Raw genomic sequence first — 16,643 nt, 5'->3', positions numbered from 1 at the left:
GAGCCGGCGCCGGGTTCCTGCGCCGGACTTCGGATACACGAGGCAGACCACCATGTTCAGAGATCGTGAAGACGCAGGCCTGCAACTGGCCGAACGGTTCAAGGGGCGCGCCCTCAAGGACCCGCTCGTGCTCGCCATCCCCCGCGGCGGGGTCGTGACGGGCGCCGTGCTTGCGCGCGCACTGGGCGCCGAGTTGGATATCGTGCTCGCGCGCAAGCTACGCGCGCCGTACCAGCACGAACTGGCCGTCGGCGCGCTCGGCGAGGACGGCGAAGTGTACCTCTCCGATTTCGCCCGCGGCGTGATGGGCGTCGACGACGCATATCTCGCACGGGAGCGCGCCCATCAGACGGAGGAGATCGCGAAGCGGCGCGAGCGCTTTCGCGCGGTGCGGCCGGCGGCGGAGGTGGCCGGCCGCTCGGTGATCGTCGTCGACGACGGCGTCGCCACCGGCTCGACGATGCTCGCCGCGTTGCACGTACTCAAGGCACGCCATCCGTACGAACTCATTGTCGCGGTGCCGGTCGCACCACCGGAGACGGTCGACTTGCTGGCACGGTACTGCGACGAGGTCGAATGCCTGCTCGAACCGGCCTTCCTCGGCGGCATCAGCGCCTTCTATGGCGACTTCACGCAAGTCGAGGACGCCGAAGCGCTACGCCTGCTGAGCGAACTGCAGCGTCCGCCGGGCGCCGCGACAGAATCCAAGGCCGAGAGGAGAGAGCCATGACGTCCCCGATCCCGCAGACGCCGGCCAACTACGACAGCACGCGCATCATCGAACGGCCCGACGGCTTCTACTGGCAGGACAAGGAAACCGGCAAGGAATTCGGCCCCTTCGCGACGCTGATGAAGGCGGTCGAGGACATGGAATTCAGCGGGGCGGACACCGACATCGAAGTCGGCGAAACCCCCGGGCAAGCGGGGGAAGAGGTGGGCATCGCGGACTGGATCGACCCGGAAACCGGTCTGCCGGCCGAAGAGTCCGTCCCCCGCACCGAGGACAACTGAAGACGGGAACCCAGCCGAGGCCAACCCACGGAGGACCCCATGCCCGCAAGCGACATCTGCCTGTTCGCGCTCGACAATGCGCAGGACTTCGGTCAGCGCGTGGCGCAATCCCTCGGCGTCGCCCTGAGTCCGCACGAGGAACGGGGCTTCGAGGATGGCGAACACAAGGCCCGCCCCCTGTGCAGCGTGCGCGGCAAGGACGTGTTCGTGATCCAGCCACTTCACGGCGACCGGCAATGCAGCGTCAACGACAAGCTCGTGCGCCTGCTGCTCTTCCTCGGCACGCTCGCCGACGCCTCGGCCGCGCGCGTCACCGCCGTGCTGCCCTACCTCTGCTATGCACGCAAGGAACAAAAGACACAGCCGCGCGACCCGGTCAGCACCCGCTACATCGCGGCCATGTTCGAGGCCGTCGGCTGCGACCGGGTGGTGGCGCTCGACGTGCACAATCTCGCCGCCTTCCAGAACGCCTTCCGCTGCCAGACGGAGCACCTCGAAGCCAATCCCCTCTTCGTCCGCCACTTCGCCCCGCAACTCGGCGCAAGCGAGGTCGTGGTCGTGTCCCCCGACGCGGGAGGCGTGAAGCGCGCGGAACGCTTTCGCCAGGGACTGTCGGCAGCGCTGGGGCGGGAGGCCACCCTCGCCTTCATGGAAAAGCACCGCGCCGGCGGAGTCATGCGCGGCGGTGCGATCGTCGGCGACGTCGAAGGCCGCAGCGCCGTCATCATCGACGATCTCATCAGCACCGGCTCCACGATGCTGCACGCCGCGCAGGTGTGCCGCGAACGCGGCGCCCTCGCCGTCCACGCCGCGGCGACCCACGGCGTGTTCTCGGCGAAGGCCGAGACCGTGCTCGCCGACCCGGCGCTCGCGCAGGTCGTGGTCACCAACAGCATCCCGCCCTTCCGGCTCAGCCCCGCGCTGGTGCAGTCGAAGCTGGTCGTGCTCGACATCGCCCCGCTGGTGGCGTCGGCGATCGCGGCGATCAACGGCAACGGCTCGATCACGGCGCTGCTCGAACCCTGAACGCGCCTGAGCTCAGCCCAGCGCGGCCGCGTGCCGGGTCGCGATGTCCAGATAGACGCATGCCCGCGACAGCCACTTGCCCGGGTCGGCCAGCGCCTCGTCGTGCAGATGCCATGCGGCGGTCTTGGCGCGGAGCGTGGCCCGCCGGCACTTGTAGAAACTCAGCAGCCCGGCATCCGGTGCATCGCCGCTCGCGCGCGCGTACGCCGCGAGCAGATAGGCTCCCAGGGCCGCGTCCCCAAGGCGTTCGCATTCGAGGACGAGAAAGCAGAAATCTTCCGCGGCATCGAGCAAGCGCAACTCGCGGTTGAACTCCAGACAATCGATCACCGCCGGCTCGGGGGTCAGGCACACGTGCTCCGGCCGCAGGTCGCCATGCCCCTCGACGACCCTCCGCTCGCGCACGCGCTGCTCGAAACGGTCGGCCGCCCGATGCAGGAAGGCCTGCTGCGCGGCGAGCACCCCACGCACGCGTCCCGCCGCCAGCCCGTAGCGCGGGTCCATCAGCTCGTCCGCATTGGCCTGCACCTGCTCACCGAGGCGCCGCACATACTCGCCGGGCGCCCAGTCGACGACCGGCGCCTCGCGGTAGAAGCTGGCAAGGTTCGCGACCAGCGCGTCGATCGCCGGGCGCGGCACCGCATGCTCGCCGATCAGCCGGTCCAGCATCGCCGCCTCGGGCAGGCGACGCATCTTCACGAGCCAGTCGACTACCGGCCCGGTACCGCCGAGCGCCAACCCGCCCCCCGCCTCGCGCGTCAGCGGCACGACGCCCAGATAGACCGCGGGCGACAGCCGCCGGTTGAGTCGCAGCTCGTCCTCGCTGTTGATACGGCGCGCTTCGAGCGAACTGAAATCGCGATACGGCAAGCACACCGGCTTCTTCAGCTTGTAGGCGAAGCCGTCGGCGAGGAATACCCACGACATGTGCGTCTCGACCGCCCGCACCTCGCCTACGCCATCCGGATAGGCAGCCGGACGTCCGAGAAAGGCGACCTTGAGCGCGATCCCGATGTCCTCGTCGGTTTGTCCCTGCATCGTCATCCGCATTTCATCGTCCGGTCCCCAGTTTCATCATAGGCGAGCAACGAGCGAGCGGATTGCCCCCGACAACGACTGTTCCCCGCGAATTTGCTATAAATAAACAAAAGGGATTTCCGTACCTCATTCGGAGCCACCGATCGGGGAGGTCATCATGTCCCGTCACTCAAAGGCAACTTCATCCCACCCGGTACGGCACGACCGGCTGATCCAGGAACACCGCCACGATCCCTACGCCGAGCGCGCCAAGCCGGCCGAACCGGCGGCCTGCCCCGATTGCGGCGCTGTCTTCCACGGCGGACGCTGGCGCCAGGGCACGGCGGCGGCCGACGCGCACGCCCGCGTGTGTCCGGCCTGCAAACGCGTACGCGACAAGTTCCCCGCCGGCGTGGTCATGATCGGCGGCGAATTCGGCGCCGCCGAAAAGGACGAGTACTTGCGCCTGATCGAGCATGAGGCCAACGCCGAAGGGGGCGAACACGCCATCGAACGCATCATGGACATCGACGAGGAGGACGGCACGCTGGTCGTCACGACGACCGGCGTCCACCTCGCCCGTCGCATCGGCGAAGCGCTGCAGCATGCCCACCGCGGCCTGCTCGAGTTCAAGTACAGCGACTCCGAATGTTTCGTGCGGGTCTACTTCTGGCACTGAGCCCGCGCTGCCGCCCCGCGGGTCGTGCGCAGGGGCGGTCTTCGTTCAAAACGCCTCCGCCGGCGGCGGCACATCGCTTTCGGGCCGGGTCGCGACCATGCAGTCGGTCGTCAGGATCAGGTCGGCGACCGACACCGCGTTCTGCAATGCGGTGCGCGTGACCTTGCACGGATCAAGGACGCCCATCGATATCATGTCGCCATACTCACCCGAGGCGGCATTGAAACCGAACGCGCCTTCGCCCGCCCGCACGCGGTCTAGCACCACCGATGGCTCAACGCCGGCATTCTCGGCCAACTGGCGCAGCGGCTCTTCGAGCGCCCGCCGCAGGATGCCGATGCCGCACTCCTGATCGTGGTTGTCGCCGTGGACATCCTCCAGCGCCGCGCGCGCGCGCAACAAGGCCACGCCGCCGCCGGGCAACACCCCTTCGGCGACCGCCGCCCGCGTCGCGTGCAATGCGTCCTCGACCCGTGCACGGCGCTCCTTCATCTCGGTTTCGGTCGCACCGCCGACCTTCACCACGGCGACCCCGCCCGCAAGCTTCGCGGCCCGCACCCGCAACGGCTCGCGTTCGGCTTCGCTCGCCGCCTGGGCCAGTTCGCCGCGGATCAGCGCTAGGCGCGCCTCGATGCGCGCCCTGTCCCCGCCGCCGCCGACCAGCGTACAGCTGTCCTTGTCGACTTCGACGCGCCTCGCGCTGCCCAGCAGATCGAGCCCGGCCTGCTCCAGCGTCAATCCTTGCGCCTCGGCGATCACCGTCGCCCCGGTCAGCGTCGCAATGTCTTCGAGCATCGCCGCGCGCCGCTCGCCGAACTCCGGCGCCTTCACCGCGCACAGCTTCAGCACGCCCCGCAAGCTGTTCACGACGAGCATGGCCAAGGCCTCGCCTTCGACCTCCTCGGCGATCACGAGCAGCGACCGGCCGGTTTCGGCGACCTTCTCCAGGATCGGAACGAGCTCGACGATCGACGACAGCCTGTGGTCACAGACCAGCACCCAAGCGTCCTCGAGCACGACGCGCTGGCCCTCGGCGGTGTTGATGAAGTACGCGGACAGATAGCCCCGGTCGAAGCGTATCCCCTCGACGACCTGGAGTTCGCTGGCGAGTCCCGAACCGTCCTCCACCGTCACGACGCCTTCGCGCCCGACCTTGTCCATCGCCTCGGCGATCAGCGCGCCGACCGCCTCGTCGTTGTTCGCCGAGATCGCCGCGACCTGCGCCATTTCGTGCCGCGTCTCACAGGGCCGAGCCATCTCCCGGAGCACGGCGACGACGCGCCCGGCGGCCTTCTCGATGCCCCGCTTGAGATCCATCGGATTCATGCCGGCAGCGACGTATTTCATGCCCTCGCGCACGATCGCCGCTGCGAGCAGCGTCGCCGTGGTCGTGCCGTCGCCGGCCACTTCCGAGGTCCTCGCCGCGACCTGACGGACCATCTGCACCCCCATGTTCTCAAAGGGGTCGGGCAATTCGATCGCCCGGGCGACCACCACGCCGGAGTTGATCACGATTGGCGGCCCGAACGGCCGCTCCAGCAGAACGGTCCGCGCCCGCGGGCCGAGCGTTTTCTTCACCGCATCGACCAGCACCGACATGCCGCGGACGATGCCCTCCCGCGCCGCCTGGTGAAACAGCAACTGCTTCGCCGCCATGAGACATTCCCCCAAAGATTGGCGCTCAGCGCCCCAGCCACATCAACAGCGCCGCCAATGGGCGCGTGTTCAGCACGTCCTTCGCCTCGAGCCAGCCGCGCCGCGCCTGACCGACACCGAAGCGCAGATTCGCGAAATCGCGCACGCTGTGCGCATCCGAATTGATCGCCACCGGAACCCCCTCGTCGCGGGCCGCCATGCACCACGTGTCCAGCAGGTCCAGCCGGGCTGGATGCGCGTTGAGTTCGAGCGCGCAGCCGCGCTCGCGGGCATGCCGGATCACGCGCAGCATGTCCACGTCGTAGGGTTCCCGAGTCTCCAGCACCCGCCCGGTCGGATGTGCCAGCAGCGAGAAGTGGCGGCTGTCCATCGCCCGCAGAATCCGCTCGGTCTGCCTTGCGCGCGACAGCTCGAAGCGCGAGTGCACCGCCCCGACCACCACGTCGAGCCGGCTGAGGATCGAATCCGGCAGGTCGAGGCTGCCGTCTTCGAGGATGTCGACCTCGATGCCCTTCAGCACGCGGATGCCGTCGAGTTCGCCGTTCAGTCGCTCGATCTCGTCGATCTGACGCGCCAGCCCCTCGGCATCGAGCCCGTGCGCCATCGCGAGGCGGCGGGAATGTTCGGTGATCGCGAGATATTCGAGTCCCGCCTCGCGTGCGGCCTTGGCCATGGCACGCAGGCTGTCGTGCCCGTCGGTCGCGCGTGTGTGCGCATGCAGGTCGCCGCGCAAGTCCTCGCGCTCGACCAGCCGGGGCAGACGGCCCTTGCGCGCGGCCTCGATCTCGCCCCGGTCCTCGCGCAACTCGGGCGGGATCCAGGCGAGACCCAGTGAACGGTAGACCGACTCCTCGGTGTCGCCGGCGATACGGTCGTTCCCGCGGAACACGCCGTATTCGTTGACCTTCAGGCCGCGTTCGAGCGCGCCGCGGCGCAGCGCGATGTTGTGCGCCTTGGATCCGGTGAAGTAGCACAGCGCCGCACCGTAGCTCTCCGCCGCGACGACGCGCAGGTCGACCTGCAGCCCGCAGCGCAGCACCACGCTCGCGCGCGTCGGCCCGCGGGCGAGCACCTGCTCCACCTCGTCATAGGTGACGAAGGCGTCCGTCACGGCGCTGCCGTTCGCGGCGATCGCGAGCACGTCGAGGTCGCCCACCGTCTCGCGCATCCGGCGAAAGCTCCCCGCCACATCCACCTGCTCGACGCCGTCGACGCCGCGCAAGTACGCGACGATCCCGTCCGCATACTGCCCGGCGCTTGCAAGCTTGAAGCGCGGGTCGCGGCTCAGGTGCGCCTTGGTTGCCTCCAGAATGCGGTGCTCGGTCTTCTCCCCGAATCCGGGAAGCGAGCGGACGCGTCCATCCCGCGCCGCGCGGCACAGCTGCTCGACGGTCTGGACGCCCAGGTCGTGCCACAGGGCACGCACCCGCTTCGGGCCCAGCCCCTGGATGTGCAGCAGTTCGGCGATCGCGGGCGGCAGCTCGCGGTGCAGGCGGTCGAGCTGCGCACAGTGGCCGGTGTCGATGATCTCGCGGATCTTGGCTGCCAGATCGGCGCCGATACCCGGCAACGAGTCCGGATCCTCGCCATCGGCCAGCATCTGCCGCAGGTCGCGCCCGAGTTCCCCCACGACGCGCGCCGCGCGCCGGTAAGCCCGGATACGGAACGGATTGGCAGCCTCGATTTCCAGCAGATCGGCGATCTCTTCGAAGATCGCAGCGATGTCGGCATTGTGCAGTGGCATGAAGTCCTCCTGCGCGCGGCGTGCAGCCGACGCCGGCAGCGCCGACGCGGGCCATTGATCCAGTCAGCATATTCACGATTTGCAAGCGACGATTGACGATGATCAACCAACCTGCATGATCGGCGTGCGGATTTCGGGCGGTCGACTATGTTGACGTTGATGGAGAAGCTTCGCGTTGCCCGGCGGCCATCCGGTCGTCGGCCGAGAAGTCGGTGGTGTCGATTATGCCCCGATGCGAGGAGAAAGATCATGGCACTGATGAAATGGGATGCATGGCGCGACATGGAAGACCTGTTCGACCGCTACATGAAGTCGTTCGGCAGCTTGCGCCCGAGCGCACACGAGACGATCGCCGCCGGTGAATGGATGCCGCGCGTCGACATCGCCGAGACTGAAGGCGAGTTCATCGTCAAGGCAGAACTTCCGGAGGTCAAGAAAGAGGACGTCCACGTCACGGTCGACAATGGCGCGCTCACGCTGCGCGGCGAGCGCAAGCAGGAAAAGGAAGAGTCGGGCAAGAAATTCCACCGAGTGGAACGCTCGTACGGCAGCTTCAGCCGCGTCTTCTCGCTGCCCGACAATGTGGACGAGAGCAAGGTGAAAGCGACATTCAAGGACGGGATGCTGACGATCCAGCTGCCCAAGAGCGCCGAAAGCAAGCCCAAGATGCTCGAGGTCAAGGTCGAGTAAGGGAGGGCGCGCGGGGCCGGGCGAGCGCTGCACGCGCGCGGCAAAAAGGCCGCATCGCAGTGCGAACGCGTCATCGACCGGCCCCGGCGGACCGGCTTTCACAGGCAGGCGCCGACGTTCCTCCGTGATGGCCGGCGTGCCGCCTGCAAGACGACCTGATGTCGCGCCGCCTGCCAAACGCCGATCAGTACAAGAGGTAGGCGCTGCGCCGCGCGTGGAAGGCGTCCAGCCCGGACTGCCATGCACCGGCGATCGTGCGCGGATCTTCACCCGCCCGGATCGCCGCCACGACCTTTTCCGACCCGATGGACCCCAGTGTCGCGTCAAGCTTGAAGACCGCGGGATACAAGCGCTGCAGCGCGGCGGCAATCTCGATGCCCAGCGCGGGAGCATCCAGCACATCGCGATCGGTGACGGTGAGGCGCACCCCCTGGCACGCCTGGTTTTTCCATGTCGAGCTCGCGGGGGTGAACGCCGCGGCGCTGAAGGCGACGCCCGGCACTGCCCGCGCCTCGAGATAGCGCGCGAGGTCGGCCCCGTCGATCCACGGCGCCCCGACGAGTTCGAACGGCATCTCGGTCCCCCGTCCGACGCTGACGTTCGCCCCCTCGACGAGGCCCACGCCGGGATAGAGCAGCGCTTCGACGAGGGTACGCAGGTTGGGCGACGGCGGGATCCACGGCAGGCCGGTCTGGTCGTACCACGCCCGCCGGTCGTAGCCGCGCATCGGCACCACCCGCAGGTCGGCACCGATGCCGGCCTCGCGATTGAAGAGACGCGCAAGCTCGGCGACCGTCATGCCGTGACGCACCGGCAAGGGGTGGTAGCCGGTGAAGGACGTGCGGTCCGCGTCCAGCATGGGCCCCTGCACGGCGGCGGCCGTGATCGGATTGGGCCGGTCCAGCACATAGATGGCCACGCCCTGCTCGGCCGCCGCCTCCATCGCGTACCCGAGGGTCGTGATGTAGGTGTAGAAACGGGTCCCCGCGTCCTGGATGTCGAACACCAGGGCATCGAGCCCCGCCAGCATCTCCGGCGTCGGGCGCCGCGTCTCGCCGTAGAGGCTGTGAATCGGCAGGCCGGTCGCCGGATCGACCGCCGATTCGACCTCCTCGTCGCGTTCGCCGCCGAAACCGTGCTCGGGGCTGAACAGCGCCGCGAGCCGCACCCCGGGCGCCGCGCGCAGCAGATTGACGTTGCTCCGCCCGTACGCGTCGCGTCCGGTGTGATTGGTGATCAGGCCGACCCGCATATTGCGCAGCGGCGCAAAGCCGCGCGCCGCCATGACGTCGAGCCCCGTCTCGAGCCGCTCCGCCGGGCCCGCGTAGGCCGCCGTCGCGGGCCGCGCGGCGACGATCGCCTGCTCCCCGAGCGTGCCCAGCGCATCGCCGACGACGGTCGCGACGCGCTCGCGCAGCGGTTCGGCATTGCCCCGCCCGTCCGGATGCAGCCGGCTGCTCAACACGATCACGTAGATTCCGGACACCGGGTCGATCCACATCGCGGTGCCGGTGAAGCCCGTATGTGCATAGGCGCCAACGGGCGGCAATGCCAAGCGGTTGGCGGCGAACGGCGCGACCAGCCGCCAACCTAATCCGCGCGGATGTTCGAAATCCTGCGCCTGCAGGCGCGTCATCTCCTCGACCGTCTCGGGACGCAGCACTCGCACCCCGTCGAGTTGGCCGCCCGCGAGCATCATCCGTGCGAAGCGCGCCAGGTCGTCGGCCGTCGAGAACACGCCCGCGTGCCCGGCAATCCCGCCCATGCGGGCGGCGGTCGGATCATGTACGAAGCCCGCGTCGTGGCCTGCTGTCGGCGCGATGCGCGACCGATCGACGGGCCGGAACGCGGTGTCGCGCATCCCGAGCGGCGAAAAGATGAACTGGCGGCAATACTCGTCGAGCGGCATCTGCGCCACCCGTTCGACGATCTCGCCGAGCACCTCGAAGTTGATGTCGCTGTACAGATATCGCGACCCCGGCGCCGCCGCCGGCCTTTCGGCAAGCATCAGCCGCCGCGCCGCGTCGCGCCCGTTCCACGCCGGTCGCAGGTCGAGATCCGCGCGCAGTCCCGAGCGATGCATCAGCAACTGGCGCAGCGTGATCGCCTCCTTGCCGGCCGCGCCGAACGCGGGCCAGTAGCGCGCGGCCGGCGCGTCGAGCTCGAGCCGCCCCTGCTCCACGAGCTGCATCACGGCGGTGGCCGTCGCGATCGGCTTCGTCAGCGACGCCAGGTCGAAGATCGTGTCCTCCGTCATCGGCACGCGTTGCGGCTCCCGCTGCCGGTCGCCGAACGCGCGGCGATAGATCACCCCCGCCTCCCCGCCGATCAGCACGACGGCCCCCGGCACTCGCCCGAATCCCATCTCCTGACCGACGACCGATTCGATGGCAAAGAGCGCCGCCGGGTCGAGCGCGCGAGCCGCCCACGCCGTCGGCACCGCGAGCAACCAACACATCAGCCCAAGCCAGCCCACCCCCCGCAAGCGCCTCAATTGCCCCCTCTCCTCAGTCCTGCCTCGCTATAAGCGTTGCGCGGGTTCCAAAGCATCCACCCCGCCGTGCCGAAAGCTTCCGCCGCCCGAATCTGCGCGGCGATCTCGCCCGCTTCGAAATCGCGCCGATCGAATGCGTAATCCCGAAAGGCCTGCAACCAGGGCCGGAAGCGCAGTGGCGACAGTCCGGTACGCCGAAGCGCGTTGTCCAATGACAAGCGCACGATCTCGTAAGGATGCGCGACCGGATCGGTGTAGCGCGGGATGCCGAACTGGAAGGACGACGGATACAGCATCGGCGACAGGTAATCGACGTGCTGCACGAGGTCTTCGAGCCGCTGCCCGATGTCCGTATCGTCACGATTCCACAGCACGTATCCGAACACGTCCGCGGCGATGAATACATTGTAGGGCGCGAGCCGTCGCCCCGCCTCGGCCAGGAAACCGGTGATCGCCGACACCCGGTTCGCCTCCGTGTTCGGCTCGGCAAACACCAGTCCGGCCTGGTCCGGAAAACGCACGTAATCGAACTGGATCTCGTCGAAACCCATCCGCGCGACCTCCTCCGCCACCTCGAGCACGTAGGCGCGCACCTCCGGGCGGAACGGATCGGTCCAGGCAAGTCCCTCGCGATCGATGAACAGCCCGCCCGAGTGCGTATGCACTGCGAGCTCGGGCCGCCTCCGCGCGAGAAGGTCGTCCTTGAAGCTCACCACGCGCGCGACGAGGTAGATGCCCTGTGCACGCAGCAAAGCAACGAGCGCGGGCAGATCCCTGACCGTGATCACCTGCTGAGCCCCCGTCTCGGCGGCGAGCGCAATGCCGCTGCGATACGGAATGCCGCCCCGATCGCCCTTCACGTCGATCACCAGCGCATTGAGGTCGGTCTCGGCCAAAAGGGACAGCGCTGCACCCCGCAGCCGCGCATCGCCGATACCGTAGAACGACAGATAGAGCGCCCTGGCATGGAACGGCGCCAACGCGACTTCGACCGTGCCGGCAGACGCGTCGATCACGGCTTGCTGCAGCCGCCGGTAGCCCGGAGCTCGCACGGCGATGGGCCCGCCCGTGCCCTGCAGGTTCGCCATCCCGTTAGCGTCCGTCACTTCGACTCGGCCCGCGATCGTGACGCGAGCGCCCTCGATCGGACGTCGCGACGACGCATCGACCACGCGCACGCTCGCCGCCCCGGCGATGTCCTGCATCAGCACGGCCAGCAAAATGAATATGCCAAGCAGCCGAGACCCCCTCTTCACCGCGCCGCCTCCCTCGTGCTCTTCCCGGATTCGGCCTCATCTCGCGCGCGTGCCACGATCGCCGCAAAGGCGTTCGGGCTGACCGCCGACGTGATCAGGAAGCGCGGCAGCGCAAGCGGATCATCGCCCTCACGCACTGGTCGGCGCTCGAGCGTGAACGCCGCGACATAGCCGGCCCGCGCCGCACGCTCGCGCAAGTCCGCATCCTGCAGGCCGAATGGCCAGGCAAGCATGTCGACTTTCCGGCCGAAACGTGACTCGAGCACCGTCTTCGAACGGACAAGCTGCCAATCGACAAAGGTCGCGTAGGCGGCCGGATCGAGCTTGCGCTTCTCATGCGTGAAATTCGGATGCCAGTAGGTGTGTGACTGGATGTCGACCAGCCCCGACGCCTTCAGCTCCGCCAACTGCTCCCACGTCATTGCGTAGGATGCATTCGAGATCGCCGAAGGGTAAATGAACAGCGTCACCGGCAGTTGGTAGCGCCGGATCAGCGGCAAAACATCCGTATAGACGGACCGGTGGCCGTCGTCGATCGTCAGCGCGACGGCGCGGGACGGCAGAGGCCCGGTACTCCGCAGCGTGTCGACGAGCTGGCGCAGGGGGACGACGCTGACCCCGCTCGCATGAAGCTGCTGCAATTGCGCCTCGAAAACCTCGGTGCGCACCGTCATGCTGTCGGCCGCGACCGCGCCAAAGCGGTGATAGACGAGGACGGGCACTACCGCGGCCATCACTGCATGCCAGCCGATGAGCAGCGAGAGCAGAAGCGCCGCATAGAGAGTCCGGCGCCAACCCTCCCTCAGTCGTTCCACGCGAAGCAATTGGCTCCGGCGGTTCATCCGGCTCTCCCTTCCGCCCCCGCATCCCGCACGCAGTCATGATGAACCGATTTGCCGCCAAGGAAAACGATGCATCGCAGCGCATGGGGCAATAACGCACACCCCAGCATTCCCGTCGCAAGCCTTCGTGATTACAGGCGGGGCTCGTTCAATCGTTGTCTTCGAGCCAGGCCGGCAGCTTCCGGCTGCCGGCATTTTCCTGAATGTATTTCCGGATCATCCGGCGCACGACCTGCGATGCCGTGAGGTCCTTGCTCGCGCAGATCTCCTCGAAGATCTTCTTCTTCTCGGGGTCGATCAACAGCGTCAGGCGGGCGGTTCGATTCTCTTTCATCGCGCGGAGGCCATCGCGGCCATTAACATCAAATTAACATTGAAAGCAGCGTCACTGGCAATGTAGTGTGTACTCGGTGCGAACGCAATGTCGCGTGTAGGAGCCTCGGACGTGAGCGACATGAAGGACCTTGTCAGTTGGTGCGGCCTCTTGGCCCAAGGAAGCGACGGTCAGCCCTACGTGGTCGACGCCAACGGCCAGCGCGCGCTGCAGTTCGACGCGCTCACGATCCAGAGCCAGATGGCGCTGGACGATCCGAACGCGCTGGCGCTCGACTACACCCGCACGATGATGGGCTTCCTGCTGTTCCATCCGGCGCCGCGGCATATCGCGATGATCGGGCTGGGCGGCGGTTCGCTCGTCAAGTATTGCCTCCACGCCATCCCCGATGCCTCGGTCACGGCGGTCGAGATCAGCCCCGAAGTCATCGCGCTGCGCGACGAGTTCGGAATTCCGCCGGATGGCCCGCGTTTGCGCATCCTGTGCGGCGACGGCGCGGATTACGTCCGCGACACGGACGAGGCGCCCGACATCCTGCTGGTCGACGGCTTCGATCTCGTCGGCATGCCGCCGCAACTGTGTTCGGCCGAGTTCTACGACTACTGCTACGAGATGCTCGCCGATGGCGGGATGATGGTCGTCAATCTATGGTCCGGCGATTCACGCTACGGCGTCTATGCGTCGCGTATCCGCGACAGTTTCCGCGACCGTTTCGTCTCCGTCCGCTCCGAGGAAGACACGAACCGCATCCTGTTCGCGAGCAAGGATCGGCACTTCCCCCCGCGCCGCACACAGCTGCTGGAGCGCGCCCGCGCGCTCGACGACGGCCACCCGATCGGACTGCCTTCGCTCGCGCAACGCATCCAGCACCGCCTCGATCGCCGCCGCGCATTCGGTGGCGACAACTGGCCCGCGGCCAACCGCGGGCGCTGAGAGTCAGGGACCCCGCGTGCTGATCCTGGACTGGATCCTGATCGTAATCGCCGGCTGGCTCGCACTCGGTCTCGTCGGCATCGCAGCACTGCGCAACACCGCCTTCGTCGCCCGCACGCTCTTCCCCGCCGGCGCTGCGCTCGCCCTTGTGCTGGCCGGGCTCGCCCTCGGAGCGCTGTTCGCGCCGCCGGAAACGGCCGTGCTCGCGATCGGGCTCCCCGACCTCCCCTTCCACTTGCGGCTCGACGGCCTGTCGGCCTTCTTCCTGTTCGTGATCGGCGCGGCCGCTGTCGGCATCTCGGTCTTCGCCGCGGGCTACTTCCGGCTCGGCGAAGGCACGCCGCCGGGGCTGATGTGCCTCGAATACCACGTCTTCCTCGCGAGCATGGCGCTCGTCGTGCTGGCTGACGACGCCTACGCCTTCATGGTGATGTGGGAGACGATGGCGCTGTCGTCCTTCTTCCTCGTCACGGCGAACCACCGCGTGCCGGCGATCCGCGAGGCCGGCTTCCTGTATCTGCTCGTCGCGCACATCGGCGCGATCGCGATCCTGCTGTGCTTCGGCGTGCTGCAGGCGAACACCGGCGATTACACCTTCGCCAACATGCGCGCGCAGACGCTGTCGCCGCTGTGGGCCTCGGTCGCCTTCCTCCTCGCGACCTTCGGCTTCGGCGCGAAAGCCGGCGTGCTGCCGCTCCACGTCTGGCTGCCGGAGGCGCATCCGGCGGCGCCGTCGCCGGTTTCCGCGCTGATGAGCGGCGTGATGCTGAAGACCGCGATCTACGGCCTGCTGCGCGTGAGCTTCGATCTCCTCGGCGCGCAACTCTGGTGGTGGGGCGCGCTGCTGCTCGCGGTCGGCCTCGCGACGGCACTGTACGGCGTCGTCTTCAGCGCCGTGCAGACCGACATGAAGCGCCTGCTCGCGTACTCGTCGATCGAGAACATCGGCCTGCTCTTCGTCGGCATCGGGCTCGGCGTGCTCTTCAACGCCTACGGCATGACGGCTCTGTCCGCACTGGCGCTCACCGCCGCGCTCTACCACGTCGTCGGTCACGCCTTCTTCAAGAGCCTGCTCTTCCTCGCGACCGGCTCGGTGCTGCATTCGACCGGCGAACGCAGCCTCGGCAAGCTCGGCGGGCTGATGCGGCGCATGCCCTGGGTGGCGTGGCTGTCGCTCGTCGGCGTGCTCGCAAGCTCGGGCCTGCCGCCGCTGTCCGGCTTCGTCTCAGAATGGCTGCTGCTGCAGAGCTTCCTGTTCACGACCGGACTGCCGGACTCCTTCCTGAACATGATGGTGCCGGTGCTCGCGGCCGGCATCGCGCTGGTCTCGGCGCTCGCCGGCTACACGATGGTGAAGTTCTTCGGCGTGATCTTCCTCGGCCAGCCGCGCGAGCCGAAGCTCGTCAATGCGCATCCGTCCTCGCGACTGGAACGGGCCGGACTTGCGTGGCTCGCCGCGGGCTCCGTTTTGCTCGGCCTGATTCCCGTGACGGTAATCGGCTTCATCGACCCGGTGACGCGGCTTCTCGTCGGCGGCGGCATCGCCGACGCGGTGCGCGCGAACGGCTGGCTGATGCTGTCGCCGAGTTCGCTCGATCGCGCGAGCTACAGTCCGCTCGTGTTCCTCGTCGTCGTCACCGTCGCGGTACTGCTCACGATCGTCGGGGTGCGCAGGTTCTATCACGGCCGTCTCCGGCGGGCCCCCGCATGGGATTGCGGCTTCCCGGCGCAGACCGCGCGCATGCAGGATTCGGCCGAGGGTTTCGGCCAGCCGATCCGCCAGATCTTCGAGCCCTTTTTCCGCATGCACCGCCAGCTGCCTTCGCCCTTCGACGCGAAGCCCGTCTACCGCGTGACGATCGAGGACCATTTCTGGCACTGGCTCTACCTGCCGATCGCGCGGCTCACGTCGCGCATCGCACGCGGCGTCGGCCACCTGCAGCAGGGGCGGATCGCGATCTACCTGCTTTACAGCTTCGTGACGCTGATCGTGCTGTTGATGGTGGTGAAATCATGAGCGCCAGCGGCCTCTTCGCGCAGCTGCTCGCCGTCGTCCTCGCGCTCGGACTCGCCCCGCTGCTCACGGGCTGGGTCAATCAGTGGCGCGCATGGCTGCAGGGCCGCCGCGCGGCCGGCCTGCTCCAGCCCTACCGCACGCTGCACAAGCTCTTCAACAAGGAATCGGTCGTCGCCGAGAACGCCTCGCCGATCTTCCGTGTCGCGCCCTACATCATGTTCGGCTGCACGGCGCTCGCGTGCGGGATCGCGCCGACGCTGTCGACCGACCTGCCGCTCGCCCCGGCCGCGGACGCGATCGCACTGGTCGGCCTGTTCGCGCTCGCCCGCGTCTTCATCTCGCTCGCTGCGATGGACATCGGCACCTCATTCGGCACCTTGGGCGCGCGCCGCGAGATGCTGGTCGGCTTCCTCGCCGAGCCGGCGCTGTTGATGGTGCTCTTCGCCGCGTCGCTGATCTCGCAATCGACCTCGCTCGCGCAGATCGTCGAGACGCTCGCGCACCGGCCCTTCGCGATCTACCCCAGCCTCGCGGTCGCCGGCGTCGCCTTCACGATGGTGTCGCTCGCCGAGAACGCCCGCGTGCCGGTCGACAACCCCGCCACCCACCTTGAACTGACGATGATCCACGAGGCGCTGATCCTCGAATACTCGGGCCGCCACCTCGCGCTCGTCGAATGGGCCGCGTCGCTGAAGCTCTTCGCCTACTCCTGCATCGGCCTCGCGCTCTTCGTGCCCTGGGGCGTCGCCGAAGCCGACACGCCGGTCGCGATCGTGTTCGCGATCCCCGCGCTCGTCGCGAAACTCGCGGTCGGCGGCGTGCTGCTCGCGCTGATCGAGACGATCAACGCGAAGATGCGCCTCTTCCGCGTGCCGGAGTTCCTCGCGACGGCCTTCCTGCTCGCGGTCATCGCGCTGCTGGTGCACGTACTGCTCGGAGCATAA

Annotated in this window: 15 protein-coding genes; 8 read left to right on the top strand and 7 right to left on the bottom strand. The window is 67.9% G+C overall.

Translation table 11 applies throughout. The annotated features are described in order from the left end of the window. Positions 1–52: 52 nt before the first annotated feature. The 3 genes from AZKH_RS07380 to AZKH_RS07370 are packed head-to-tail and all read left to right on the top strand — an operon-like array spanning position 53 to position 2,037. A complete protein-coding gene (locus tag AZKH_RS07380) occupies positions 53–730 on the top strand; it encodes a phosphoribosyltransferase (protein ID WP_015435126.1) in 678 nt (225 codons plus the stop codon). After that, positions 727–1,011: a hypothetical protein gene (locus AZKH_RS07375; RefSeq protein ID WP_015435125.1), complete on the top strand. Its 285-nt coding sequence runs from the start codon at positions 727–729 to the stop codon at positions 1,009–1,011. Before AZKH_RS07380 ends, AZKH_RS07375 begins: the two co-directional genes overlap by 4 nt. Positions 1,012–1,050: 39 nt before the next feature. Further along, positions 1,051–2,037, top strand: a complete 987-nt coding sequence (locus AZKH_RS07370) for a ribose-phosphate pyrophosphokinase (RefSeq protein ID WP_015435124.1) — start codon at positions 1,051–1,053, stop codon at positions 2,035–2,037. Positions 2,038–2,049: 12 nt separating this feature from the next. Here the strand turns inward: AZKH_RS07370 and AZKH_RS07365 are convergent, their stop codons facing one another. Beyond that, entirely contained in the window at positions 2,050–3,081 is a 1,032-nt protein-coding gene (locus AZKH_RS07365) for a hypothetical protein (RefSeq protein ID WP_156822062.1), read from the bottom strand. A gap of 151 nt (positions 3,082–3,232) precedes the next feature. On the opposite strand from AZKH_RS07365, the gene AZKH_RS07360 reads away from it, so the two are divergent. Next, positions 3,233–3,733, top strand: a complete 501-nt coding sequence (locus tag AZKH_RS07360; RefSeq protein WP_015435122.1) for a BCAM0308 family protein — start codon at positions 3,233–3,235, stop codon at positions 3,731–3,733. Positions 3,734–3,778: 45 nt separating this feature from the next. On the opposite strand, the gene groL is transcribed toward AZKH_RS07360, so the two are convergent. Both groL and polX read right to left on the bottom strand, forming a co-directional pair. After that, positions 3,779–5,389, bottom strand: coding sequence for a chaperonin GroEL (gene groL, locus AZKH_RS07355; protein WP_015435121.1), 1,611 nt, complete (start codon positions 5,387–5,389; stop codon positions 3,779–3,781). Between the two features lie 25 nt (positions 5,390–5,414). Continuing rightward, a complete protein-coding gene (gene polX, locus AZKH_RS07350) occupies positions 5,415–7,133 on the bottom strand; it encodes a DNA polymerase/3'-5' exonuclease PolX (RefSeq protein ID WP_015435120.1) in 1,719 nt (572 codons plus the stop codon). Positions 7,134–7,382: 249 nt separating this feature from the next. Between polX and AZKH_RS07345 the strand changes: the two genes are divergently transcribed. Continuing rightward, positions 7,383–7,823 carry an Hsp20/alpha crystallin family protein gene (locus tag AZKH_RS07345; RefSeq protein ID WP_015435119.1) on the top strand — a complete coding sequence of 147 codons (441 nt, stop codon included), beginning with the start codon at positions 7,383–7,385 and terminating at the stop codon, positions 7,821–7,823. Positions 7,824–8,007: 184 nt separating this feature from the next. Here AZKH_RS07345 and AZKH_RS07340 read toward each other — a convergent pair whose 3' ends face one another. The 4 genes from AZKH_RS07340 to AZKH_RS07325 form a co-directional block, all read right to left on the bottom strand. After that, on the bottom strand, positions 8,008–10,317 hold the full coding sequence (locus tag AZKH_RS07340; RefSeq protein ID WP_015435118.1) for an exo-beta-N-acetylmuramidase NamZ domain-containing protein: 2,310 nt from the start codon (positions 10,315–10,317) through the stop codon (positions 8,008–8,010). Beyond that, positions 10,314–11,573, bottom strand: coding sequence for a putative glycoside hydrolase (locus AZKH_RS07335; RefSeq protein WP_231874486.1), 1,260 nt, complete (start codon positions 11,571–11,573; stop codon positions 10,314–10,316). The genes AZKH_RS07340 and AZKH_RS07335 overlap by 4 nt, the downstream gene beginning before the upstream one ends. Then, positions 11,570–12,415, bottom strand: coding sequence for a polysaccharide deacetylase family protein (locus AZKH_RS07330; RefSeq protein ID WP_015435116.1), 846 nt, complete (start codon positions 12,413–12,415; stop codon positions 11,570–11,572). Before AZKH_RS07330 ends, AZKH_RS07335 begins: the two co-directional genes overlap by 4 nt. A 148-nt stretch (positions 12,416–12,563) precedes the next feature. Next, positions 12,564–12,749 carry a CopG family transcriptional regulator gene (locus AZKH_RS07325; RefSeq protein WP_015435115.1) on the bottom strand — a complete coding sequence of 62 codons (186 nt, stop codon included), beginning with the start codon at positions 12,747–12,749 and terminating at the stop codon, positions 12,564–12,566. 111 nt (positions 12,750–12,860) lie between these two features. Here AZKH_RS07325 and AZKH_RS07320 point away from each other — a divergent pair, with 111 nt between their 5' ends. Genes AZKH_RS07320 through AZKH_RS07310 form a run of 3 tightly spaced genes read left to right on the top strand, consistent with a single transcriptional unit; the run spans position 12,861 to position 16,643 of the window. After that, positions 12,861–13,682: a spermidine synthase gene (locus AZKH_RS07320; RefSeq protein WP_015435114.1), complete on the top strand. Its 822-nt coding sequence runs from the start codon at positions 12,861–12,863 to the stop codon at positions 13,680–13,682. 16 nt (positions 13,683–13,698) lie between these two features. After that, on the top strand, positions 13,699–15,699 hold the full coding sequence (gene hyfB, locus AZKH_RS07315) for a hydrogenase 4 subunit B (protein WP_015435113.1): 2,001 nt from the start codon (positions 13,699–13,701) through the stop codon (positions 15,697–15,699). Beyond that, on the top strand, positions 15,696–16,643 hold the full coding sequence (locus tag AZKH_RS07310) for a respiratory chain complex I subunit 1 family protein (RefSeq protein WP_015435112.1): 948 nt from the start codon (positions 15,696–15,698) through the stop codon (positions 16,641–16,643). The genes hyfB and AZKH_RS07310 overlap by 4 nt, the downstream gene beginning before the upstream one ends.

It is taken from the genome of Azoarcus sp. KH32C, from assembly GCF_000349945.1.
Taxonomy (GTDB): domain Bacteria; phylum Pseudomonadota; class Gammaproteobacteria; order Burkholderiales; family Rhodocyclaceae; genus Aromatoleum.
Note: the sequence above shows the minus strand (reverse complement) of the source record. Positions and strands in the feature narration are given on the sequence as shown.